The organism is Streptomyces sp. NBC_01224, assembly GCF_036002945.1.
In the GTDB taxonomy this organism is placed as follows: Bacteria; Actinomycetota; Actinomycetes; order Streptomycetales; family Streptomycetaceae; genus Streptomyces.
This window is the reverse complement of the sequence record NZ_CP108529.1, coordinates 86,378-108,889: the sequence shown is the minus strand read 5'-3', so window position 1 is coordinate 108,889 and position 22,512 is coordinate 86,378. Positions and strand designations below refer to the sequence as shown.

Genomic DNA, 22,512 nt, shown 5'->3' with positions numbered 1-22,512 from the left:
GGTCCCCGCACACCGCGCAGATCAGCCCTCGTAGCGGGCGTGCCCTATGTGCCACACGTAGGAGGCTGCGACGGCTTCCACGGCGCGAGCGTGATCCGCGAGTGGGTTCTTGCCGTTGACGGAGAGTTCGGTGATTCGAAGGCGTGCGGTGGAGGCTTGGTCTTCACACATGCGGGAGGCCAGGCGGAACGCCCCTTCGAGGTCGCACTCGCGGTGTCGGATCAGCAGTGTCGGCAGGCTCAGAGGGGGCGGGCCACCGCGATCTGTCTCCTTCGCGTACGAGGCAAGGTCGTTGATCCACCCGGCAAGGTCGGCAATGGCCTGCTCCAGTTCCCGCACCGCTGCCGAGGCTCGCTGATCCTCGGTGAGTTCGTACCTGAGCGCGACTTCCGCGGTCGCCATAACGGTCCGGACGAAAACTGTGTGTGGGCGCATCGCGCAATAGTCGCTCAGGGTGACCTGGTCGGGCCTGTCGAGGTGATGGGCCTCCCAGAGGATGCCGAAAAGGTTGTCCCGCACGTGCGCGGTGAGCCGTAGGTACTGCGTGGGCGTGGCCCGTTGCCGGAACCGGTGCAGGAGGTCCCGCAGGGCGGCGGTGTAGGCGTCGTCATCGGCCGCCGGCTCGTCGTGGCCGGCCAGCAGATGGACACAGTGACTGATGCGGCGGACCAGACGGGCGGTGTCACGGCCTCCTTCGGCCTCGCCGTGTACGTCGTCGAACGCGGTGAGCCACAGAAAGAGATCGGCGCAGAGGAACACGCCGTCCCGGTCCGCCGTGGGCAGGACACGAGCCACCCCCTGGGCCGTGATGTTGCAGAGGGCCTTCGCCTCGCCGGGTGAACCGATCAAGGGGAAGGTCCGGAGCCAGTGGGCGGTCTGCTCCTCGATGGCGTCGGCATACGGGCTGGTGGCGAAGGGGCCGGGGAAAGAGCCTCGGAGGTCGGGCATCGGCAGGGTACGCGCGTCCGAGCTGCGGGTGTGGCTCATGCGGCTGTCCTCGCGACGGCCCGCTGCCTGGTTTCGGCGACCATACGGGGGTCCGACGGGTGCACGGTGAGCAGCCCGATCGGCTCCACGGTGGCGCCGGGAACGGGCCGCAACCGCCAGCGGGACGCGATGAACGCCGTGATGACTATCCCCTCCGTCCAGGCGAACGCGTCGCCGATGCACATGCGTTTTCCTGACCCGAAGGGGATGAAGGCTCCCCTCGGCGGCTGGGGACGCTCCGGCAGCCAGCGGTCGGGGTCGAAGCACAGCGGGTCGGAGTACAGGACCGGGTCCCGGTGCAGTGCGTAGGGACTCCATAGCACCTGCTCCCCCGCCGGGAGGCTGACCTGCCCGAGGCGCACGGGCTTGGTGGCCTGCCGGGTCACCAGCCAGCCGGCGTGGTGCAGGCGCAGGGTCTCACTGACCAGTCTGCGGGTGAAGGTGAGTTGGGGGACGTGCTCGGCGGTGATCGGGCCCTCTCCGACCACGGAGTCGACCTCCTCGTGCAGCCTGCGCTCCAGCTCGGGGTCGCGGCCCAGCTCGTGGAACAGCCAGGCCAGCATGACTCCCGTCGTCTCGGAGCCCGCGGCCAGCAGCCCGATGATCTCCGACAGGATCTCGTTGTCGGGCAGTGGCGCACCGGTTTGATCCCGGGCCTCCAGGAGCAGCGTCACGAGGTCGTCGTGGGCGTGGGGGTCCGCCCGGCGCTCCGCGATGATGTCCGCCACCTCGCTGCGCAGCAGGCTGCGGGCGGCCTTGAGCCGCCGGTTGCTGCGGGTGGGCAGCCGTTCCAGCGAGGACACGGGCACCATGGTGCGCCAGATGGCGGCCGTGAAGACCGTGTCGACGGCGTCGAGGATCGCGCGCGCCCGCTCTTGCTCCGCGCGGAAGGAACACAGCACTGACATGGCCACGTCCTGTGCCATGAGCCCCATTTCGGTCTTCAGGTCGAGCAGTTCCCCCTCACGCCAGCCCGTGATGGATGGCTCCACCGTTTCCCGCATTGTGTTGACGTACCCGCTGATCCGCTCGCGGTGGAAGGCGGGCTGGAGCAGGCGGCGCCGACGCAGATGGGGCTCGCCTTCCGCGACCGGCAGGGCCGACTGACCGAAAAGCTTGAGCTTCTCGCCCAGCAACCCCTTGGAGAAGGAGCCGGACTTGCTGGTGAGCATCTCGTGGATCAGCTCATGAGAGTTGACCACGGTCACCTTCTTGGGGCCGACCGACATACGGACGATCGGCCCGTATGTGCGCAGGCGTTCGACGAATTCCAGGCGGTCCTTGAGCAGGGGTACAACGTGTCCGATGAGCGGCAGCCGCCCCGGAGCGGTCGGCGGAACGTCCATGTCGGCAGTCACATCTATGTCGGGAGTCACGCGTCCGTCCTTTCCATATCTGCTTCTGTACATGCGGCTGCGCGACGTGCCCGCAGCAACTCTTGTGCAGCGAGCACCTCCGCTTCGATCACTGCGGTGGGCGCGTACAGGGTTTTGTCGTGCCACAGGGCGGGGTGCTGGTGGCCGGGGTGCGAGGCGGCGTGCAGGTACGTTTCGGCAAGGTCCAGGGCCCGGTTCTGCTGCGGTTGCGGTGTGGGGGTGGCGGCGCTCAGCAGGATTTTGACGGCGTATGCGGTTTCTTCGACAGTGCTGCCCCACACGCCCCAGGAGCCGTCGGCGCGCTGAGTGTCAGTTGTCCACGCGGCGGCGCTCTGGACGGCCCTGGACGCGTGGTGGCCGCCGTACTGTGCGAGCGCGGTGACGCTTCGCGCGGTGGCGTAGTAGGGGGAGGCGTGCCACTTGTCGGTCCAATGTCCTTCGGGTTGCTGCTGGTCGGCCAGCCAGTCGCACAGCTTCGCCGCTCGGGGGCCGTATGTGTGCTCTGCCGTCGGGTAGTGCCGCAGATAGCTCACGAGGGCCTGGAGGGCGTGGGCGTTCGCGGTGACCGATCCGGTGTCCTCGCCGATGTAGCAGTCGTAGTGGCTGCCGTTGTGGAACAGGTCCAGCGGTGCCGGGTCGTACGGCAGGCCGACGAGCGAGGCAACCAGCACCGCCATAGCGGTGTCGTCGGCATCGGTCATGAGGCCGGGCGCACCGCGCACGCCTTGAGGATCGTAGATCTCCTCGGCCCACCCGCGGACAGTGGGAAGAGCGGCAGCGGGCAGGTGGGCGCGCGCCAGCGCGGCGGCGACCCATAGCCGTTCGACCACGCGGAGGGGCGCGGCCTCGGGGAAGAGACCGCCGTAGCGCTGCGCCACTGCGGTGAGGTCGGCGACGGCCTGAGCGGTAGTAGCAGGTGACCGCGTTGCCCGCGCCGCAGTGGCGGCCGGCGAGCTGCCCAGCAGGCCTTCGATGTCAGGGACGAGAGAGAGCGGTATGTAGCCGTCTATGCCTTCGAACGTGTGGTGAAACTTGACGGGTAGGCTGCCCGCCGACTCGTACCGGCCGGCCACGCGAGCAGGTGCCGACGCGTGGAAGCCGCCCGGAACCGACAGCCGGAGGCCACCGAAATCCGGCGTGTGCTCGCCGGTGGTCAGGGAGTTCAGCTTCTCGTTGATCTCGGCTACCAGGCTGGGTACGAGTATTTCTGCTGCGGCCGTGTCCGGCCACGGGCACACCGGTGGCAGTGATCGCAGTACGTCGAGGCCCCTGTTCACCGCGGCCGTGAGCCGGCCGGTGACCTCTGCGGACGTGGTGCCCCTTCGCAGGACCGCCAGTGCGGCCTCCACCCCGCTGAGTGTCGGCAGGAGCCGGTAGGGCAGCGGTCCCTCCCCCCAACTGCCGTCGGGCGCCTGCTGTTCCAACAGGTACGAGATCCGCAGTGGCTCCCCGGGCAGCCACGGCGCTGCCGAGAGGACGCGGGCTGTTTCGTACAGGGAGGGGCGGACGCTTCCCCATCTGTCCTGGTCGACCCTGGCCACCAGGCTGGTGGCTCGTTCGGCGTAGGACGTGCCGATGGGTGTGCTGATGCTCATGGGGCGACTTCCTCCTCGGGGTTGTGATGACGGTGTGCGGCGATGCCCTATGTCTGCCTGGCCGTTGCGTCCCGGGCGAGTCGGCGCAGGGAGGCTGTGGCACTTCCCGGGAAGGGAGCGTTGTCCAGGGCGGCGAGGGCTGCCGCCCGTCGTGTGGTGATCATTTCCTCCACGGTCTGCCGGGCGCCGGTGGAGTTCAGGATCGTGCGGACCGCGGCCGCATGTTCCTCGTTGAGGTCGCTTCGGCCGACGAGCTCGCGCAGCGTTTTCAGTTCGGCCGTGGAGGCTCGCTGGACCGCGAGCGCCATCAGGACGGTGGCCTTGCCCTCGCGCAGGTCGTCCAGTATTGGTTTGCCTGTCTTTGCCGGATCACCGAAGACCCCGAGCAGGTCGTCCCGCAGCTGAAACGCTTCTCCTAGCGGTATGCCGAAGGCGGTGCAAGCATCGAGTACGGGCGGGGTCGCTCCGGCCACTGCCGCCCCTATGTGCAGGGGCCGTTCTATGGTGTATTTAGCCGTCTTGTATCGAATAACGTGCAGTGCCGTATCCACGTCGCCGGCAAGGCGGCCGGTGGTCTGCAGATCCAGGAGCTGGCCGTACATGACCTCGCTCCGCATTTCGGCCACCAGGGGTAGCACCTGTGCCAGTCGCCCCGGACTGAGGTCCGCTGTGCGGAGCAGTTCATCGGACCACACCAGGGCCAGGTCTCCGAGGAGGACGGCCGCGCCCAGTCCGTGCGCCTCGGCCCTGCTGCCCGGGCCGCCGCCGTCGGTATACGCGGTGGCCAGTGCCCGGTGGGCGGACGGCTGGCCGCGACGGATGTCGCTGTCATCCATCACGTCGTCGTGTACCAGGGCGAACACTTGGAAAAGTTCGAGGCTGGCGGCAGCGCGGACGGCAGCAGTCATGTCGCCTGTTGCTCCGGCGGCTTGCCATCCGTACAGGCACAGCAGGGACCGAAAACGTTTTCCGCCGGTCAGGAGTCCGCGCAGGGCGGTGGTCAGGTAGAGCAGCTCGGTTCCTGGTGCAGCACTTTCCTTGGTGTCCAGGAATCCGGTCAGAGCCGCGCCCACCTGCTGTCGTAGGGAAGTGAGGTCGGGCAGTCCCGGAGGAAGGGTTTGTGTCACCGGCGGTTGATCCTCTTTCGTTCGAGAACCGTCGTCGCGGTTCCGTTGTTGCAGAGGACGGGGCCACGGACCCGCGTCTCCTCCCTGGGGCTGTCGCGGTGGTGTCGGCCGGCTTCCGGGCGGCACCACCGCGACACGACGATCGACGGCAGGTGGGAGGGCTTCTACGCCTTAGCGCTGCCTGACGTCGGGGCCAATGGCGTGTCCCGCTCGGGGCGGGAGGGGCTCCGGCTCCAGGGGGTGGCCCCGTTGGCGTCGGGCGTCAGCGGGGTGAACCGGGCCGGGAGCGCGGTGAGCGTCCGGTGGACAGCCCCAGGGCGGTAGGTCAGCCTGTCGGCGGGAACGTCCAGTTCGATGTCCGGCAGGTAGGTCAGGAGCCTCTCGATGGCGGCGGTGGCGATCAGCGTGGCGACGTCACGGGCGGGACACGCATGGGGCCCTGCAGCGAAGGCCAGGTGCGCCTTTTTCCCAGAGCGATAGCCGTCCGCCGGCACGCCTGAGTGGGGGCAGGTGTTGGCGGCGGCGTACGACACCATGACGGGCGAGCCTGCGGGGATGCGAGCGCCGTGGAAGGTCACGTCCTTCTTGGGGAAGTGGACGCTGTAGTTGGCCAGCGGCGCGTCGTGCCACAGCGCATCATCGATGGCGTGCTGGATGGGCAGGCTTCCGGTGGTCAGGGTGCCGAAATAGCGGTCGTCGCTGAGCATGCGGACGAGCGTGTTGGCAATGAGGTTGCACAGTGGCTCGTTCCCGGCCCCGAGGGTGATGAGGACCTGGTTGACGGCCTCTTCCTGGCTCAGCCCATTGGGGTGATCGATGAACCAGGAGGTCAAGTCGTGGCCGCGCTGTGCCGCCTTGGTCCCGTAGAGGGTTTCGAGGTAGGCGCCGAACGACTGTGCGCCCGCTGCCTGTTTCTCCGGATCACTGTCCATCATCGCCTCGAGCGCCCACACAAGCCGAGGCCCTTCCTCGTCCGGCATACCGAACAGAGCGTTGAAGACCATCAGGGGCAGCTGCTGCGCGTACTGGCGGACGAGGTCGACCGTCCCGGTATCAGCGAATTCCTGGAGCAGCGTGTCGGCATAGCGGAATGTCAGGACGCGCACATCATGGGGGTCCAGGAGACCGAAGCTGTCCGTGATCACACGTCGCAGGTGCGCGTGCGCCTCGCCGTCGGCGAAGAACAGACTCGGCCGCCACTCCACCAGGGGCCGGATCGGGCTGTCCTCCGGCACCTGCGGCAGCCAGCTCCGGGTGTCCTTGGTCCACGTATCGGAGTCCTGGAGGAGGTCTAGGGCGGCCCGGTAGTCGGTGACCAGGTTGACCACGACACCGGGGGCCACCTCGGCTACGCCGACCGGCCCCTGCCGGCGCAGCAGTTCATAGCTGCGCTGCGGGTTCGCGGCGTGTTCGGCCCCATGCAGGGACACAGGTGCTTCGGCTGGTGTGAGCGTCACGAGGCTTCGACTCCGGCAACGGATATGGAATGGGCGGTCAGTTGGATGAGGGCGTGGAGGCCGCTGTTCTTCTCCCGTGCGTCACAGGTGACCAGTGGGGTCTCTGGGGCGAGGTCGAGCTTCGAACGGATGAGCGCCAAGTCGTATTTGGGTGAGTCAGGGAAGACATTGACAGCGACGGCGTACGGCAAACCGCGCTCCTCGATGAGTTCCATCACTTCCCAGGAGTCCTTGAGCCGCCGGGTGTCGACCAGGACGAGGGCACCAAGTGCTCCGAACGCGATGCCTTCCCACAGAGGAAGGAAGCGGCGCTGCCCGGGAGTTCCGTACAGGTACAGAACGATCTTGTCGCCTGGCAGAGTCAGACGGCCGAAGTCGATGGCGACCGTGGTGGTGGTTTTGTCACGCAGGACATCGTGACTGAGGTCATCGGTAGCGACCGCCGCGTTCGTCATGACCTCGTCGGTGTGCAGTGTCGGAATCTGCGACAGCGACTTGACTACGGTCGTCTTGCCGATACCGAGCGGGCCGGCAACGAGGATCTTGATCCTTCGGTGTTCTCCCTCAGGCAGGTAGACGGGAGGCGAGCTAGGCGGCAAGGAGAGCGTGGAGTCCACTCAGAACCTCTTCCAGAACTTCTTTCGACGGTCGGCCATCGTTCGACGCGCGGAGAGCGTCCGGAATCGGGACGCTGGCTTTTAACTGACCGTCAGTGACAAGTTGTTCGGCGAGCACCAGAGTCACGCTGACCGGGAGGCCGAGATAGCCGGCCAGTTCGACGACGCTGAGAGATCCGTCGGTAAGCAGCTCGATCACGCGCTGGTGCACCGCCGTGTGGTACCTGGCGAGGGGCAGACCACTGGCACGCAGAGCGGCCAGCGAATCGAGGGTGCCCGAGAGGCCGGTGCCGGGGCTGGTTCCGGTCGCAAGGTAGGCCGGCAGCAGCCGTCGCTGTTCCTGGCCGCGGCTCATGACGTCCCGTCGCTGGTACGGGCGGGAACGGACATGATCTGTTCCCCGAGTTTCATTGCCTGGCGGGCCATGGTGGCCGCGACCACCCCCATGGGCATGTCCTCATCGCCCGCTGCCGCGATCAGGGTGTTGGTTCCTTCGCCGACCGGCATGACCATGTAGGTACCCCGATCGTTGTGTGAGGTGACGGTCGTGAGTGGAGTGCTTGGAGGGGCTCCCAAAACGGCGTTGGTGGCGGCGCGAGAGGCGGAGTGCAGCGCGGCAGTCATCGCACCTATGCCGTCTGCCTCGTCCTTGGTGAGGTTCTCGGAGGTGACCTGGACCATCCCGTCGAGAGTCATGGTCAGGGCGTGCCGGACGCCACGGATTTCGGTGATGGGCTTCAGGACCCAGGCGGACGGGCCGGTCTCTTCGTGGGCTTCAGGCATGGTCACAGTGTTTACTCCGAATCGGTGGCGGACCGGCCGCTGGTGAGGCCACTTTGGAAATCGCTCCAGATGGCACCGGTGTTTTCCGGGTCCAAGGGGCGGGGCGCTGCTGCGGCGGCGTCATCATTGGTGGCGGTCGCTGAGAAACGGCGGCGGCGCTGCGGCAGCTCCGCTGCGGCGGTCGGCGCGGGCGAGTGCGCGGGCGAGTCGGCAGTGGCGGGCCGCTTGTGGGCCTGGGGTGCCACGGCGGGTTGGGGAGCCATGACCGACGGAGGTGTGGCGTTTTCGTCGATCGAGGTCAGCAAGTTCTCGGGAACGGACACCACAGCGCGCACCCCGCCATAGGGAGAGGAAGTGTCGATGGAGACGTGGAGGCCGTAGTCGGCGACGAGACGGCCGATGGCGGCGAAGCCCATGGACGGCGGGTCGCCGAGCTCGAGGAGCATCACCTCCTGCTGTTCACCCGATATCAGACTTCGGCCGCGGGCGAGCGCTTCTGAGGTCATGCCCTTGCCGGCGTCGTCGATCGTGATGCACACACTGCCGTTGCCGGTCTGGATCAGGCCGACGTCCACCATGAGGTCGTCACGGGAGTGCTCCAGTGCGTTGGCCATCAGCTCGGCGCAGACCACAGCAACAGGCTCGGCCGCGCGCCCGACCACGCCGATGTTGGAAAGGCCCAGCCGAGAAACGATGTTGATGCGGTCGAAGCCGCGCAGTCGTGAGGAGGCACCACTGACGACCTCGCTCACGTAAGTGTCCTTGCGGACGTGACCCGGCCAGCCTCCGCACACGATGGCGGCTCTCTGCGTGAGGCGCAGGTTCTGCTCATTGAGGTGGTCGGACTCAAGCAGGCTCCGCGTCAGGCTGGGCGGCGCGCTGAACTCGTGCTGTAGACCCACGATATTCGTCTGCAGACGGTAGGAAAGTGCCTGGGACTCCTGAGTTGCACCGCGCAGGGCAGCCCGAGCAGCGGCGTCGATGCGGCGCCTCTCCTTGAGGACGATGCCAGAAACAGCTTCGGGCAGGGCGTCGAGGAGCTGTGCAGCCTCGGACCCCGCGAGACTCTTGTGCAGCAGTCCGGGGACGGGGTGATGAGAGCTGATCAGGTGCAGTGCGACAGCGGGAAGTCGCGCAGAGGCGAGGTGACGCACTTCGTCGAGAAGCTCCGCCTCGCGGGTATTGAGTTCCTTCGTGCGGGACTCTGCGGTCTGCCTGTTCTGCACCTCGGTTCGGGCGCGGCCCTCGGCAGCCTGCGCACGGGAATTGGCGGCCTGCGCCTCCGCGGACAAGTCTCTGCCCCGTCGTACGTGTTTGCGGCGCGAGCGTGCCAGGAGCAGCGCCCCGACTGCTAGGAGGAGGGACAAGACGCCGAGGGCAAGGGCGATTATTGAGGACAAGGTCACGGAGGGTGGTCCTAGGGGTCGGGGTCGAGCCTTCGAAGGCGGCGCAGCGATTCACTCCCCCATAGGGGATGAGTGCGGCCTCCGGAGAACTGGCGGACAGGAGTAACAATGTGGCAATTCGTGAATAATGTGTGGACCGTTCATGCAGGGCGAAGAAGTGGCACCGCAGACAAACGACTGCGAAGCCGAGACGTGGCCCGGTGAATGGCCCGACCCGGCCAAGGCTCCAACGGCGCGATCCTCACAGGCGGCGTCGTCCGTCCGGCCGGCCCTCGCGCAACTCCCGGCCCCGGCAACGGTCGCAGGGCGGAGCCCGCTGAACACAAATGAACAGGTACATCAGAGCTCCGTTGAGGACGGCGAACGCAGGCTACATCTGGTGCTTCCCGCCATCGCACGCAGTCGACTCGCGGCCTTGCCACTTCCTAAAACACGATCAGTTTACTGGAGTTGATCTGTACACGCAGCGCTGGTGGGCCCCGCGGTTAAGAACCGGACGATCTTGGCCTGCTGGGTCCTCGCCGATCGCACGGCGTCGACAATGGCACTCTCCGGCAGCTCGCCGAGCGCACCCCCCCGGTAGCCTCGGTGCGCAACGCATGGGCGGTCAAGTGCCCGAAGACCAGGGTGAGCGGCGCGAGTTCAGTAAGGAGCCCGCGGTCGATCTGGCCGGGCGCCAGCGGTTGGGGCACGCCGTACTTGTTCTGGCCGACCTTGATGCGGCTGGTGGGATTGCGGAAGATCAAGCCTGTTCGCTTGGCCCAAGCGAACAGAAAGCGCAGGGCGCCGAGTTGGTCTCGGCGGTCGTGGCCGTGCAGGGTCTTGAGGTGGGTGAGGGCATCCTCGCGGGTCACCTCCCGCAGGTGGTCGTAGCGGTCTGACCAGCCCAGCAGTGCCGGACGGGCCCCGGTGAGGTAGAGCCAGGCCGTGCTCTGCTGCCGGGGCAGACTGCGGGGGCCGCCGTCATGCAGAACCCGAATCCAGCGCTCGGCCTCCGCTGCGATGCCGGGGGCGAGGCCATCCAGGCGCTCGGCAAGCCGGCGTTCGAAGGAGGCTTCGCTGTCGTTCAGGAGATCCTCATCTGACCTGCTGATCCCCGAGCCGAGGGGAAGGCGTCGGTGTCGGACATGGTGAAGCCGTGGACGGTGCCGGGGTAGATCTCGGAGGTGTGCTCGACGCCTGCGGCATCCAGGGCCTGGTGGAGCACGCTGGTGGTCTCGGGGGTCATGTCGCCCTCGGCAAGGCCGAGGTGGACCTGGGTGGTGAGCTTGGGGAAGAGGTGGTGCGGGCTGTCGGGCACGTCGGTGACCAAGGGGCTGGGCTGGAATCCGGCGACGGCGGCCACCTGCTCGGGGTGGGCCGCTGCGGTGCGTACCGTCAGGGCGCCGCCCATGCGGTAGCCGATCGCGGCGACGGGTCCGGCGCTGACTTCGGGCTGAGCGGTGAGGAACCTGAGGTAGGCGTCGGCGTCGCGCAGGACACGTTCGGGGGTGTGCGCCTGGATCAGGGGCATCAGCTGCGCGATGACCGCGGGCCGGATCTCTTCTCCGATGTGCTCGGGAAGTTCGACCACGGGTGCCGGGCCGTGCCGGCAGTAGAGGTTGGGCACGAGTACGCAGTACCCGTGCTCGGCCAGTTCGCGGGCCTTCTCCTCCAACTCGGGCCGCACGCCGAAGGCGTCCGTGCACAGCAGCACCCCCGGTGCCGATCGCCACCGTCGGGGAAGGCGGCGCCGCGCGGTCGGACCGGCTGATGAACGAAGGGCTGGCCCAGGTCGACGCCCGCAAGTGGCACTACGCCGTGCTCGCCTCACTGCAGGATTTCGGACCGGGGAGCCAAGCGACCCTGAGCGGGCGCACCGGTATCTACCGCAGCGACATGGTCAGCGTGCTCAACGAACTGGCTGAGCGTGACCTCGTCGAGCGGGTGCCGGACCCCGACGACCGGCGCCGAAACGTCATCACCATCTCTCCCCAAGGCCGCCGGTACCTACTCCGGCTCGACAAGATCCTGGAATTCACGACGAACTGCTCGCACCGCTAAATTCGGCTGAACGCGACCATTTCGTGCAGTTGCTCACTCGCTTGCTGGACCACCACACCCGGACCTCCTGAGCCGCGGAGTGACATCCGGCATCAACGCCGCCCGGCGGTCCACCTGCGGCGATCATGTTTCATGAGTTGTTGTAAACGGCTGCGTTCGCGGAACATCAGCCCGCGCATCGCCCGCGAGGGCAATAGAGCCCTCCCAGCGGCTGGGCCGTCACCGTTGGACCGTGGAGCGCACGGTGGAGTGGCTGGCCGGGTGCTGCCGCCTGCACCGCCGCTACGAGCGCAAGGCCGCACACTTCCTAGCCTTCGGCGTCATCGCCGCCGCTCTGATCTGCTACCGCCGTCTTGCCAGTTAGACGGCCCACCAGTTCTTCTGTATCCCGTTGCAGCGAGCCGTTCTGCGAACAATCATGGCCTCCATGGAGCGACCGAGGCAGATCATCGAGTGCGGAGACTTCGTCCTGCGACGCTGGCGGGGGCAGAGCGACTTCGCTCCGGCATTCAAGTTGATCGAGGAGTCTCTGGACCACTTGCGCCCCTGGGAGCCGTGGGTCGCCCGTCACAGCGAGAAGAGCACCCGAGACTTCCTCGCGAACTCCGAGTCGAAGTGGGCAATCGGTGACGTGTACAACTACGCCATCGCCAAAGACAGCACTCTCATTGGCATGTGCCAGTCCTACCGCGGGGCCGAACCTCAGGGCCGGCGCATGGGGTACTGGCTGCACCCTGCCGCCACAGGCCAGGGCATCGCCACGAGAGCGACGGCTGCCATGGTCACCGAGATGTTCACCCTGCCGGACGTGGAGTACCTGGAAATCGCGCACGACCTGGCCAACACCTCCAGCGCCGCTATACCACGCCGATTGGGCTTCACCGAAGTCCTGCGTGAACAGGTAGCGCCGCCCGCAGTTCCCTCAGGCAGTGGGATCGACGTGGTCTGGCGGCTGAACCGCCCTACGCCGCCCGATATCGGCACTCCCTGCCCCTGAATACCTGAACCCACCGAGCTCAGCTCCTGTCCCTTCGGCACCGAACGAGACGACCTCTGAGAGGCGACCATTCTGGTCGCAGCCATCAACGAGTGGCTGTGACCAGCACATTCCGTATACGCCCTAGTGGCCAGTAGTTACTGAGAGAGGTCGTAATGGGGCACTTGGGAGTTTCCGCGTTGGTCATAGGTGGGGTCGGTCTGATCATCTCAACGCGGGGGCGACGCGACTGGAACAACTGGACACGACGTCAGAAGACGGGGGCCTCAGTGAGCGCCGTGATCGTCGTAGCCGGACTCATTCTGATGGACATCGACTTGGGATCTGGTACCTGACCGTGGATCCACCGGTTCGGCTTGGCAGCGGGTGGGCTCCCAGGCCAGCAGCGCGGGTCGCGGGTCGGCCGCTGGGTTCGTTCGGTGCGGCGTTCCGCCCGGATCCCTGCCGCCAGGAAGGCCGGGCCTGCGGGGCTGAGGTCATCGGGGGCGGCGGTGTCGGCCCGCGCGGCCGCCACCGGCAGGCGGTCCTGGAGGCCGGGGTGCTGCTCCTGCCGCCCAGCCAGCGAGCGCAGGCATCGCCATTGTTCCGTCACGCCGCCCATTCCAGTCGGAGGTTGGCGAGCTGCTGGTGCTTGTCGCCCGTGAGCTTGCCGCGCCTGCTCTTGAGGTTCATGGCCCAGATGTCACCCAACCAGTTAGGCAACGGAGTCCTTCAGGGAAGCGGATGAGGTGTCCCTGTGGGGGGCGCGCAGGTGCCAGACGCGCGCCGGGGGGAGGTTGCCCCATACGGTGCGGCAGTCGGCGGCGTGGGTCTGTTGGAAGGTATCGAGCACGTGGGCGACTCCGCTGTGCCGGGCCAGGCTCCGGGAAGTTCCCAGCAGTGCGCGGAGGCGGGCAGTGCCGCGGTAGCCGAAGTACGTCAGGTGGCCGCCGGGCTTGAGTGCGGTCAGGTAGCCGGTGAGTAGATCGGACACCTCGCGGGGGTGGAAGTTGGCGAACGGCAGCCCGGAGACAATCACGTCGTAGCGCGCCTGGGGGTCGAGCTCTGCCACCGGTCCTGCGATCAGTGCGATGCGTTCCCGGTGGACGGCCAGCCGGGGGTCGGCGCGCAGGTCCGCGGCGAGCAGGCGAGCGAAGCGGGGGTTGCCCTCGACGAGGTCCAGGGTGTCCTCGGGGCCGAGCAGGTCCGCCAGCACTCGGGAGACCGCGCCGGTTCCGGCACCGACCTCCAGTACGGCGCGCGGCTGCCCGGTGCGGTGCGCCAGCGGCGCGGCGAGCGCCGCGGCGAGGTGACGGCCGCTTGGGGTTACCGCCCCGGTCGTACGGAAGGTCCGGAACGTCTCGGCGAAGAACAGCTGGCGGTCGGCGAGGCGTCGTGCCGGGGTCCGCCGGGCGGGGGATGTGCGTGTCGGGGAGAAGACCATGGCATGGACGCTACGCATCCGCGGGCGCATTGGAATCTTCCGATGTGTGACGAAGACCCCCGACGAAAGCAGGGGGTCCCGATGGCCGTTCGCCGGGGTCCATAAGGCTGGAGCGTCCCTAGTAGGGCTTTGTTAGGTCCTGTGGTGGGGTTCGGGGGTTGGTGCGGGTTGGCCGCATATCGAGCAGGCGCCGGTCCAGGTGGCCAGGAGGGCCTGGAGTTCGCGGAGGACCGCGTAGAGGGTCAGGCCGGCGCAGGGGCTTTTGGGTCGAGTCTGAGCAGGGTGCAGAAGGCCTGGGCGAGGGAGGCGAGGGTGACGTGGCGGTGCCAGCCGAGGTAGTTGCGGCCCTCGAAGTGGTCCAGGCCGAGGCCGTCCTTGAGCTCGCGGTAGTCGTGTTCAACTCTCCAGCGGATCTTGGCGATTCGCACCAGCTCGCGCAGTGGGATGTCGGCGGGCAGCGTCGAGAGCCAGTAGTCGGTGGGCTCGGCAGAGTCGGGAGGCCACTCGACGAGCAGCCAGCATTCGGGCAGGGAGCCGTCGGCGGCGCGGCGGATGGACCGGTTGGCCGGGCGGACCCGTAGGGCCAGGAATTGCGAGCGCATCTCGGCCCGTGGGTTGTGCTTGGTGGCCTTGCTGCCCTGACGCCAGGTAACGGTGCGGGTGGCCGCTTGCCCGGCGGCCAGGGCCAGCACGCGCAGGGTGGTGTGCGGCTGGGGGTAGGCGGACACGGGAGGGCGGCCCTGCCCGGAGTACGGCGGACGCTCGGGCGTGGCGTCGCCCGGGTGCGCGGTCGTGGTGGCCTTGACCGCGACCGCGTAGGTCAGGCCTCGTTCGGTCAGACCCTCTCGAAAGCCCGTGGCGTCGCCGTATCCGGCATCGGCGACGACCGGCAGGCCCGGCAACTCCCAGTCCCCGCGAACCTCGTCGAGCATGTCCAGGGCCAGGCGCCACTTCTCCCGGTGGCGAGCAGTCTCGGGGATGCCGGCCTTGGCGCGGCGCCGGCGGATCGCCGAAGCCAGCAGCGCGTCCTCGGTATGTTTGGTGTCGTCCCAGCCCTCGGGCAGGAACAGACGCCAGTCGACGGCCGAGGAGGCGCGGTCGCTGACCAGGTTCACACTGACCCCGATCTGGCAGTTGCCCCGCTTGCCCAGCGCGCCGCAGTACATCCGCGCCACCCCTGGCGAGTCGTAGCCGTCCTTGGGGAAGCCGACATCGTCAATCGCGTACGCCTCGGGCGAGATGTGCGCCGCGGCCCAACGGGCCAGCCGCTCACGGACCTTGGCGTAGTCCCAGGTGGAGGAGGACACGAACTGCTGGAGCTGCTGGTGGTCCACGCCCAGGCGCTCGGCCATCGGCTGCATCGACTTGCGCTTGCCGTCCAGCATCAGCCCGCGCAGGTACAACTCACCCTTGGCCCGCTGGTCCCGACGCGCCAACGAGCCCAGCATCTCGGCCGCGAACGCCTCCAGACGCGGACGGACCTCTTCCATCTCCTCAGGAGTCACAACTGAAAGAAGATCACAATCTATCCAACGAGGATCACTTGGGGTACCTAACAAAGCCCTACTAGGATGACGAGGTGAAATCCGAGCCGGCGCGCAACGTGCCGTTGTGGGTGGAGGTGCCGTCAGCGGTGCTGCTCGCCCTGCTGTCCACGCTGGAGGGCTTTCGGTCGGCCGGTGACACCCTGGCCGATCCGGCACCGTGGGTGGCGGCGACCGCCTCGTTCGCGGTGCTCGCCCGCTATAGGTTTGCGCGGGCGGTGGCGGGCCTGGCGCTGGTCTCGGTCGGCCTGGGCTCCGTGTTCCCATTGTTGGTGATGCTCTATCACTTCGCCTCGCGCGGCCGGTTGCGAGCGGTGTGGGTGTGCCTGGGTATCGCTTTGGCCGCCGGGTTGCCGTGGCTGGCGGTTGCGTTGGCGCTGGGACGCCCTTTGTCCGGGGGACGGCTGAACACCTGGACCGGCGCCGGTGTCGGTAATGCCGTGCTGGTGGCTCTGGCCTTGGCCCTCGGTATGTGGGCGGGCAGTCGGCGCAGACTGCTGGGTGCGCTGACGGACCAGGTGGAACAGCTGCGGGTTGAGCGTGAACTCCGTGTCGAACAGGCAAGGTTGGCGGAGCGGGCACGGATCGCCCGCGAGATGCACGATGTGCTCGCCCACCGGCTGAGCCTGCTGATGCTGCACGCCGGGGTGCTTCAGCTGCGTTCTGAGGGAATGTCACCGGTCGTCCTGGAGCGGTTGACCCTGCTGCGCGGCACAGCCGGACAGGCGTTGGACGATCTGCGCGAGGTGTTGGGGGCGCTGCGCTCCGACCGGCCCGCCGGGGCCGATGGGGCGCCCGCTGTCACGGCGCCGGCCCTGCCGGAGTTGGCGGAGCTGCTCACCGAGGCACGGGCCGCAGGCCAGGTGATCGAGTCGGTGGTGTCCGGTGATGTGGAGAGCACGTCCACCAGCCATCGTCTGGCGGTACACCGGCTCGTACGGGAGGCCCTGACCAATGCCCGCAGGCATGCCCATGACGCGTCCGTGACCGTGAGCGTGCACTACGGACCGTCGGCCACCACGGTGGAAGTCGTCAACGGGCCGGCCGGACACATCGGGGACTCCGCGGTCTCCGGAGGTTCCGCGGTGCCCGGTGGCTATGGCCTGATCGGTCTGGCGGAGCGAGTCGCGGCGCTGGGCGGTCACTTGCACACCGGTACCTGCGGGGGCGGTTGGCGGCTCTCCGCCCGGCTGCCCACCTCCTCACCCGTCCGTCCGCCGGCGTCCGCCTCGTGATCAATATTCTGGTGGTTGACGACGACGCCCTGGTGCGGCTCGCTCTCGTCGACCTGCTGTCCACCGACCCGGAACTGACCGTCGTCGCCGAGGCGGCGGACGGCCTTGCCGCCGTCGAACAGGCGGGCCGGCACCGGGTCGACATTGCCCTGGTCGATGTGCGGATGCCGCGGATGGACGGCATCGCCGCGACCCGCCGGCTGCGCGCACTCCCGGACCCGCCGCGAGTGATCACCCTCACCACCTTCGACCTGGACGAGTACGTCTACGATGCGCTCGCCGCCGGTGCGGACGGCTTCCTGCTCAAGGACACCGAACCCCGCGAGATCATCCGCGCAGTCCATGTGGTGGCGGACGGCCAGGGCATGCTGCATCCGGCTGCCGCCCGTCGCCTGATCGACCGCTTCCACCGCGCCGCCCGCCCCGAAGTGCTGGAAGCCCGTACCCGGGTCGAGGGCCTGACACCTCGTGAGACGGACGTCCTGGCACGGCTCGCGCTGGGCGATTCCAACGCGGAGATCGCGACGGCGCTGGGCATGCGCGAAAGTACCGTCAAGGCACACGTCAGCCGGATCCTCGGTGCGCTCGGCGCCGACAACCGTGTCCAGGCCGCCCTGCTGGCCCGCGATGCGGGGCTGGGCGGCTACGGCTGACCGGTTCGCCGCGGGGGAGGCCGTCCGGTCCCGGGCCGCCCCAGTGGTCGGCCGTCGGTGCCGCCTCCGGTGCCGTCCAGATCGGCCTCCTCGGTCGGCGCCGTACAGACGGGCTTGAGGAGTTTCGCGGTCTTGTCCCAGTCCTGACGGGCCGCGTACCGGAAAGAGTTCCGCCGTAGGTGGGCGACACAGGTCTGGACGATCTTCGGCCACACCGCCTCCACGGCATCGGGGAGACCTTTCAGGCCGTCGCAGACGAGCATGAGAACGTCACCGGCGCCACGGTTCTTGATCTCGGTGAGGATATGCATCCAGTGCTTGGCACCCTCGCCCCCGTTGCCGACCCACAGGCCCAGAATTTCGCGCCGGCCTTCGGTGGTGACCGCGAGGGCGACGTAGACGGGGCGGTTCGCGACTGCACCGTCCCTGATCTTCACGTGGATGGCGTCGATGAACAGACAGGTTCGAGCGGGCGGTTCTGCCATTCCGCCATGCTTTGAGGACCTTGTCGGTGATGGTCGAGATCGTCTGCCGGGAGGCGTCAGCCCGTATTGGCGACGGCAGCAAATTTCCCAGCGCCGCCCACTTCGCCTCCTCATCCGGCCTCGCACCCGCCACCAAGCAATGCGGCACATCCATCCATGGCGAACACGCCGCGAGAGGCGGGAACCGCCAGCTCAAACGCGCGACGTTCCTGTCCGCGTTCGCAGCCCCGCACGATCCCGCCTCCCGCAGCTACTACCTTCTGCGAACCCAGAACCCCACGCGCCGCTTGACCAAAGACATAGAGTCACCCTGAGCGCCGGACCCCTCCGGCGCCGCTCCCACCCGTCGGCTGCGAGCCGCTGCGGGACCGGACTGGAACCGGCGCTCCGTACGGTTCGGGATAAGGGCGGTATCGCAGTGCCGCGCTGAGCGTCGCTCAGCCCTTGAGGTGCAGGATCACCGGGTTGGTCAGCGCCGCCATAGGGCCCCACTGCAGGTCGGCGGCCATGGTGTTGCCCTTGCCCGGCGTGCCGTCGGCCATCGGGTGCCGCACCTCGGCGCGGATGTACGCGGCCAGCGAGGCCGTCGCCCGCCACACCACGGTGCCCGAGCCAGAGGCGGGCAGCGACTCCTGGTGCATCTGTCCCTCGTCGGTGATGAACCGCACCGTGCCGCCCGGCACCCCGGACACCTCCAGCTGGGCGTCCACCGGCGCGTCCGTCGGCAGTTTGAGCGACTCACCCGGCCCGGCCTGCTTCCCGCCACCGGTGACCGTGAATTTCAGCTGCACGTCCGCCGACTCGGCGATCCAGGTCCGTCCTGCCCGTATGCCGTCCAGCACCGCGCTGCGGGAGAGGTCGTCGGCCAGCACGACGTTGTGCGGCATGCCGATCACCTGCGGCACGCTGTGCGCGTCGCTGTTGCCCATCGCCGGCGTCCAGCGGCGGCCGCGCCGCAGCGCCTCGCCCAGCATGGCGTCCCAGGTGTCCACCGCGGACTCGTCGTCGTACGTCCATGGTCCGGTCCACACCTCCATGGCATCCGCGTCCTCGTAGCCGAACTTCCACTGGCAGGCCACGTACGGGCAGTAGGGGTGGGCCGGCACCACTAGGCCGCCGGAGCGGCGCACCTGGCGGGCGAAGCGCGAGAACGCGTCGTCACGGGTGCGGTAGCGCCAGTCGATCCACGTGCCGGAGTCGACGCCCAACGCCAGCCAGTGGCCGTTGCGGGTGGTGACCTCCTCGCCGGTGAGGATCAGCAGGTCCTGGTCGGCGTACTGGCCCCAGATTCCGTGCGCAGACGAGGTGTTGTGGTCCGTGGAGATCACGAAGTCCAGCCTTGCCGCCTTGGCGCCGGCCGCGACCTCGGCGGGCAGCCGCTTGCCGTCCGAGTGCACCGTGTGCAGGTGACAGTCGCCCCGGTACCAGGCACGGCCGCGGCCGCGCGCCCGCTCCGGGGGGTAGGTGGGTCTGAAGTCCGGGCCTGGGGCACCAAACATCAGGGTCACCTCTACCCGGTAGTCCATGCCTTGCGGCGCCACCTGGGACAGGCCGAGCACCACGTACCAGGTGCCCGGGTTCACCGGGCCGGGGAGGTAGCCGGGCGTGGCCTCGGTGCGGCTGATCGCGAACGAGGTGCGGGCGCCGCCGGACCAGCCACGGAATCCCTTGCCGCCGAGGGCGGTGCCGCGCTCGTCGAAGACACCGATGTTCAAGACGTTGCCCAGGGTGCCGGCCGGGACGGAGGGCTTATTGTAGGAATAGGAGACGGCGATTTCGCGCACTCCGGCCGGGACCTCCACGGGCAGGTACACGAAGTCCGGCGCGCCGGACTCGAGATGCCCGGTCACCATCTTGGTGACATCCCCCGACGAACCTTCGGCTGCCGAGGCGAAGGACAGGGGCGCGAGGGAGACAGTGCTGGCAGCCCCGAGCACCGCCCCTGCCTGCAGCAGCCGCCGACGCCCGAATCCGGGCTCGTCCGGGGCAGCCGGGTGGGACGGACAGGTTCCATCTTTGCGCATTGGGGCCTCACGGGGGTTTGGTGTTGGAACATCCGGAACCTTCCTCAGCACCAGTGAACGCCGGGTGAGCACCTTTCAACCCCTGAGCGGCGCCCCGTGGAACCTCGCTGCCGCAGCGGGTATGTTCATACCTGCCGGAGACCACCGTCGCGTCGTCCCAGACCTTGCCCCGCGGCAGCGTTCGCACTCGGCGGTTCTCGCCCCGGAGTTGGTTGGCCGCGGAGCCAGCTGCGCTCGGCCGGGGTCTTGGCCTCGGTGACCCGGCTCTTGCCCTGCCAGATCGTCTTTTCGGCCTTGGCGACCTGCTTCGTGAGGCCCTTCACGGTCTGGCGTGACTGCCGGTGATGGTTGATGAGGTTCTCTACGATGTCCGGCACGTCCGCCTTCGGCGAGAAGGTCGTGCTGCCGGTTGCTGCCCGCTTGAACTGCCACTTCGGCCGGTGCCGTTCGCCGTCGGGGACCCGACAGCAGGCTCGACGGGTCGTCGGCCCGGCCGACGTCGCCGCTCCGGCCGTCCAGCTGCTCACGCAAGAAGGACTCGTTTCCTGAGGAGTGACGGTTGTCGGTCAGCGTTGCGCACCACGGAGAGTGAGCCAGAACCCGAGAATTGACGGCACCTCTGTTCGCTGGCGGGGGCGGTTGATAGGTCCACCGTGATTCCTGCCTGAGGAAGGTCGTCAACGTGTCGCAGTGTTGTATCAACAGGTGGCGACAGCCAAGCTGACCACGTAGTGCTCCTCGACCATCCGGTTCGGGAAGACCTCGGCCAGGAGGCCGCGCTCCTTGGCAATAAAGGTGTTCGTCGCTTCCTTGCCGAGGACGAGGAAGTCGGAGTAGCTGGCGAGGTTGGCGAGATGCATGTCGAGAGGAACGCTCCGGGTCCACGGCACGTGCCGGTGGACGAAGCCGAGCTCGGGCGGCAGTCCGCGGAACCGGGCCATGGGGTCGTGAGGGCTGTCGTCGGCCCCGAAAAGTCGGCGCAAGCGCGCGTCCTGGTCAGCAATCCACGGAACGGCGCTATCTGAGTCGTTCCACCAGAGGGCAAGTGCACCAGCGGTGCGCAAGACTCGGAGAGCTTCCGGGACGGATTTGCGCTGGTCGGTCCAGTGCCAGGCTTGGGCATATGTGAGGACGTCGATGGAGGCGGAGGCCAGCGGCAGGTTGTTGCCGTCCCCGATCACAAGGGGGACTTCGGGCAGGCTGAGACGGAACTGAGCGGCCATCCCTGGGCCGGGCTCGACCGCGATGACGTCCGCACCGCGGGCCCGGAGAAGCATCGTCGCCAGTCCGGTGCCAGCCCCGACGTCGGCGACGCGGGCGCCCTCCAAGGGGCAGCCGGTGAGTTCCTCGACCGCGTCGAGCAATCCGGACGGGTATGAAGGGCGGTTCGCAGCGTAGCTGGCGGCAGCCGTGTCGAACGAGCGGGCCTGCGAAGTGATGGTCATACGAACATTGTTGACGGGCTGCAGGTACTTCGCGCCGTACTTTTATGCCTTTCCTCCGAGAGTAAGGAGTCACCGGGGACATCGGCGGATGCACCAGCGTGACGGCTCGCCGCCCACGTGAGGGCGGCGGCGGCCGACCTGTTCCTCGACTCGCTCGGCAACCCGAACACGGTCCGCAACTACGGCATCGGCGTCGGCAAGATCGCCGAGCGGATCGGCGAGAACCGGCCGCTCGGGTCGGTCGCGGACGACGAGATCGGCGAGGCCCTGGAACTGCTGTGGGACACCGCGGCGGTCAACACCTGGAACGCCCGCCGGGCATCGGTGCTGTCGTGGCTGGGCTGGTGCGCGGAGTACGGCTACGACGGCCCGTGCCGCGACGGCAACCTCCGCCATGCTCCGGCTGCCGCGTGCCTGATGCAGCAGCGAGCCGAACCGCTCGCCGCGTTCCCGTTCCCATGGAGTCAAAGGAGTCCTCACCATGACCGTGATACTAATACCGGTATAAGTATTGGACCTGATTGAGGCGGGGAGTCACAGCACATGGTGGAGATCAAGACCGATGCCGCGATGGACGCGATGCGGGAAGCCGGGTGTGTGGTGGCCCGCGCCCTGACCGCAGCCCAAAAAGCAGCCGGCGTCGGGGTGTCCCTGCAGGAACTCGACGAGGCGGCCCGCGCGGTTCTGGCCGAGGCGGGGGCCGGTTCCCCATTCCTCGGGTACCGGCCATCCTTCGCCCCGGTCCCCTTCCCCGCGGTGATCTGCACCTCTGTCAACGACGCCGTGGCGCACGGCATCCCCACCGGCTACCGGTTGCGCGACGGCGACCTGGTGAGCATCGACTGTGGCGCCCAGCTCGACGGCTGGGCCGGCGACGCGGCCATCACCTTCACCGTAGGAACTCCACGCCCCACAGACCTCGACCTGATCAACGCCACCCAACAGGCACTCGACGCCGGCATCGCTGCCGCTCAGGTCGGCAGCCGCATCGGCGACATCTCCCACGCCATCGACACCGTCGCCCGCAAGGCGGGCTGCGGCATGCCCGCCGACTTCGGCGGCCACGGCATCGGTCGCCGCATGCATGAAGACCCTCATCTCCCCAACCGTGGCCGCCCCGGTCGCGGTTTCCCCCTCCGCCACGGCCTGGTTCTCGCCATCGAGCCCATGCTCATGGCCGGCGGGCAGAACACCTACCGCACCGACACCGACGGCTGGACCCTGCGCACCACCGACGGCAGTCGGGCCGCCCACATCGAGCACACCGTCGCCATCACCGACCAGGGCCCCCGCATTCTGACCCTGCCTTGACCTT

Annotated in this window: 19 protein-coding genes and 7 pseudogenes; 9 read left to right on the top strand and 17 right to left on the bottom strand. The window is 68.1% G+C overall.

Annotated elements, in window-relative coordinates; all coding sequences use genetic code 11:
- Positions 1–21: 21 nt before the first annotated feature.
- The 9 genes from OG609_RS00545 to OG609_RS00505 form a co-directional block, all read right to left on the bottom strand.
- Positions 22–987: a terpene synthase family protein gene (locus OG609_RS00545; protein WP_327270909.1), complete on the bottom strand. Its 966-nt coding sequence runs from the start codon at positions 985–987 to the stop codon at positions 22–24.
- Positions 984–2,363 (bottom strand): cytochrome P450, encoded by a 1,380-nt coding sequence (locus tag OG609_RS00540; protein WP_327270908.1) that lies wholly within the window; start codon positions 2,361–2,363, stop codon positions 984–986. Before OG609_RS00540 ends, OG609_RS00545 begins: the two co-directional genes overlap by 4 nt.
- The gene (locus tag OG609_RS00535; RefSeq protein WP_327270907.1) at positions 2,360–3,958 is read right to left on the bottom strand and encodes a prenyltransferase/squalene oxidase repeat-containing protein; all 1,599 of its coding nucleotides are present in this window, start codon (positions 3,956–3,958) and stop codon (positions 2,360–2,362) included. The genes OG609_RS00540 and OG609_RS00535 overlap by 4 nt, the downstream gene beginning before the upstream one ends.
- Positions 3,959–4,005: 47 nt before the next feature.
- Complete coding sequence (locus OG609_RS00530) at positions 4,006–5,085, bottom strand: polyprenyl synthetase family protein (RefSeq protein WP_327270906.1); 1,080 nt, start codon at positions 5,083–5,085, stop codon at positions 4,006–4,008.
- A gap of 164 nt (positions 5,086–5,249) precedes the next feature.
- Positions 5,250–6,542, bottom strand: coding sequence for a cytochrome P450 (locus tag OG609_RS00525; RefSeq protein ID WP_327270905.1), 1,293 nt, complete (start codon positions 6,540–6,542; stop codon positions 5,250–5,252).
- Positions 6,539–7,159 carry a GTP-binding protein gene (locus tag OG609_RS00520; RefSeq protein ID WP_385651939.1) on the bottom strand — a complete coding sequence of 207 codons (621 nt, stop codon included), beginning with the start codon at positions 7,157–7,159 and terminating at the stop codon, positions 6,539–6,541. Before OG609_RS00520 ends, OG609_RS00525 begins: the two co-directional genes overlap by 4 nt.
- On the bottom strand, positions 7,131–7,514 hold the full coding sequence (locus tag OG609_RS00515) for a DUF742 domain-containing protein (protein WP_327270904.1): 384 nt from the start codon (positions 7,512–7,514) through the stop codon (positions 7,131–7,133). Before OG609_RS00515 ends, OG609_RS00520 begins: the two co-directional genes overlap by 29 nt.
- Positions 7,511–7,942, bottom strand: coding sequence for a roadblock/LC7 domain-containing protein (locus tag OG609_RS00510; RefSeq protein WP_327270903.1), 432 nt, complete (start codon positions 7,940–7,942; stop codon positions 7,511–7,513). Before OG609_RS00510 ends, OG609_RS00515 begins: the two co-directional genes overlap by 4 nt.
- An 11-nt stretch (positions 7,943–7,953) precedes the next feature.
- Positions 7,954–9,234: an ATP-binding protein gene (locus OG609_RS00505; RefSeq protein WP_327270902.1), complete on the bottom strand. Its 1,281-nt coding sequence runs from the start codon at positions 9,232–9,234 to the stop codon at positions 7,954–7,956.
- 713 nt (positions 9,235–9,947) lie between these two features.
- Between OG609_RS00505 and OG609_RS00500 the strand changes: the two genes are divergently transcribed.
- A complete protein-coding gene (locus OG609_RS00500) occupies positions 9,948–10,229 on the top strand; it encodes a hypothetical protein (protein ID WP_327270901.1) in 282 nt (93 codons plus the stop codon).
- A gap of 185 nt (positions 10,230–10,414) precedes the next feature.
- Here OG609_RS00500 and OG609_RS00495 read toward each other — a convergent pair.
- A pseudogene (locus OG609_RS00495) lies at positions 10,415–11,121 on the bottom strand (dienelactone hydrolase family protein).
- On the opposite strand from OG609_RS00495, the pseudogene OG609_RS00490 reads away from it, so the two are divergent.
- The 3 genes and pseudogenes from OG609_RS00490 (at position 11,050) to OG609_RS00480 (ending at position 12,388) form a co-directional block, all read left to right on the top strand.
- Positions 11,050–11,462, top strand: a pseudogene (locus tag OG609_RS00490) (MarR family winged helix-turn-helix transcriptional regulator). The pseudogenes OG609_RS00495 and OG609_RS00490 sit on opposite strands and share 72 nt — an antisense overlap.
- Positions 11,463–11,541: 79 nt before the next feature.
- Positions 11,542–11,755: pseudogene (locus OG609_RS00485) on the top strand (transposase); the annotation flags it as partial.
- 63 nt (positions 11,756–11,818) lie between these two features.
- Positions 11,819–12,388, top strand: a complete 570-nt coding sequence (locus tag OG609_RS00480) for a GNAT family N-acetyltransferase (RefSeq protein ID WP_327270899.1) — start codon at positions 11,819–11,821, stop codon at positions 12,386–12,388.
- A gap of 694 nt (positions 12,389–13,082) precedes the next feature.
- Here the strand turns inward: OG609_RS00480 and OG609_RS00475 are convergent.
- Both OG609_RS00475 and OG609_RS00470 read right to left on the bottom strand, forming a co-directional pair.
- Positions 13,083–13,811: a class I SAM-dependent methyltransferase gene (locus OG609_RS00475; RefSeq protein WP_327270898.1), complete on the bottom strand. Its 729-nt coding sequence runs from the start codon at positions 13,809–13,811 to the stop codon at positions 13,083–13,085.
- Positions 13,812–14,053: 242 nt separating this feature from the next.
- Positions 14,054–15,316 carry an IS701 family transposase gene (locus tag OG609_RS00470; RefSeq protein ID WP_442817924.1) on the bottom strand — a complete coding sequence of 421 codons (1,263 nt, stop codon included), beginning with the start codon at positions 15,314–15,316 and terminating at the stop codon, positions 14,054–14,056.
- Between the two features lie 74 nt (positions 15,317–15,390).
- Between OG609_RS00470 and OG609_RS00465 the strand changes: the two genes are divergently transcribed.
- Both OG609_RS00465 and OG609_RS00460 read left to right on the top strand, forming a co-directional pair.
- Positions 15,391–16,590 carry a sensor histidine kinase gene (locus OG609_RS00465; protein WP_327270896.1) on the top strand — a complete coding sequence of 400 codons (1,200 nt, stop codon included), beginning with the start codon at positions 15,391–15,393 and terminating at the stop codon, positions 16,588–16,590.
- Positions 16,587–17,243 (top strand): response regulator transcription factor, encoded by a 657-nt coding sequence (locus OG609_RS00460; protein ID WP_327270895.1) that lies wholly within the window; start codon positions 16,587–16,589, stop codon positions 17,241–17,243. Before OG609_RS00465 ends, OG609_RS00460 begins: the two co-directional genes overlap by 4 nt.
- A gap of 83 nt (positions 17,244–17,326) precedes the next feature.
- Here OG609_RS00460 and OG609_RS00455 read toward each other — a convergent pair.
- Positions 17,327–17,789, bottom strand: a pseudogene (locus OG609_RS00455) (IS256 family transposase); the annotation flags it as partial.
- Between the two features lie 4 nt (positions 17,790–17,793).
- Between OG609_RS00455 and OG609_RS00450 the strand changes: the two are divergent.
- A pseudogene (locus tag OG609_RS00450) lies at positions 17,794–17,985 on the top strand (transposase); the annotation flags it as partial.
- A 180-nt stretch (positions 17,986–18,165) separates the two neighbouring features.
- Here OG609_RS00450 and OG609_RS00445 read toward each other — a convergent pair.
- The 3 genes from OG609_RS00445 to OG609_RS00435 all read right to left on the bottom strand — a co-directional run bounded on the left by OG609_RS00445 (position 18,166) and on the right by OG609_RS00435 (position 21,197).
- A complete protein-coding gene (locus OG609_RS00445) occupies positions 18,166–19,752 on the bottom strand; it encodes a CehA/McbA family metallohydrolase (RefSeq protein ID WP_327270894.1) in 1,587 nt (528 codons plus the stop codon).
- Between the two features lie 125 nt (positions 19,753–19,877).
- Positions 19,878–20,279 (bottom strand): hypothetical protein, encoded by a 402-nt coding sequence (locus OG609_RS00440; RefSeq protein ID WP_327270893.1) that lies wholly within the window; start codon positions 20,277–20,279, stop codon positions 19,878–19,880.
- A 171-nt stretch (positions 20,280–20,450) separates the two neighbouring features.
- Positions 20,451–21,197, bottom strand: coding sequence for a class I SAM-dependent methyltransferase (locus OG609_RS00435; protein ID WP_327270892.1), 747 nt, complete (start codon positions 21,195–21,197; stop codon positions 20,451–20,453).
- A gap of 117 nt (positions 21,198–21,314) precedes the next feature.
- Here OG609_RS00435 and OG609_RS00430 point away from each other — a divergent pair.
- A pseudogene (locus tag OG609_RS00430) lies at positions 21,315–21,569 on the top strand (site-specific integrase); the annotation flags it as partial.
- On the opposite strand, the pseudogene OG609_RS00425 reads toward OG609_RS00430, so the two are convergent.
- Positions 21,546–21,680: pseudogene (locus tag OG609_RS00425) on the bottom strand (helix-turn-helix domain-containing protein); the annotation flags it as partial. The pseudogenes OG609_RS00430 and OG609_RS00425 sit on opposite strands and share 24 nt — an antisense overlap.
- Before the next feature lie 60 nt (positions 21,681–21,740).
- On the opposite strand from OG609_RS00425, the gene map reads away from it, so the two are divergent.
- Positions 21,741–22,508: a type I methionyl aminopeptidase gene (map, locus tag OG609_RS00420; protein WP_327270891.1), complete on the top strand. Its 768-nt coding sequence runs from the start codon at positions 21,741–21,743 to the stop codon at positions 22,506–22,508.
- Positions 22,509–22,512: the final 4 nt, after the last annotated feature.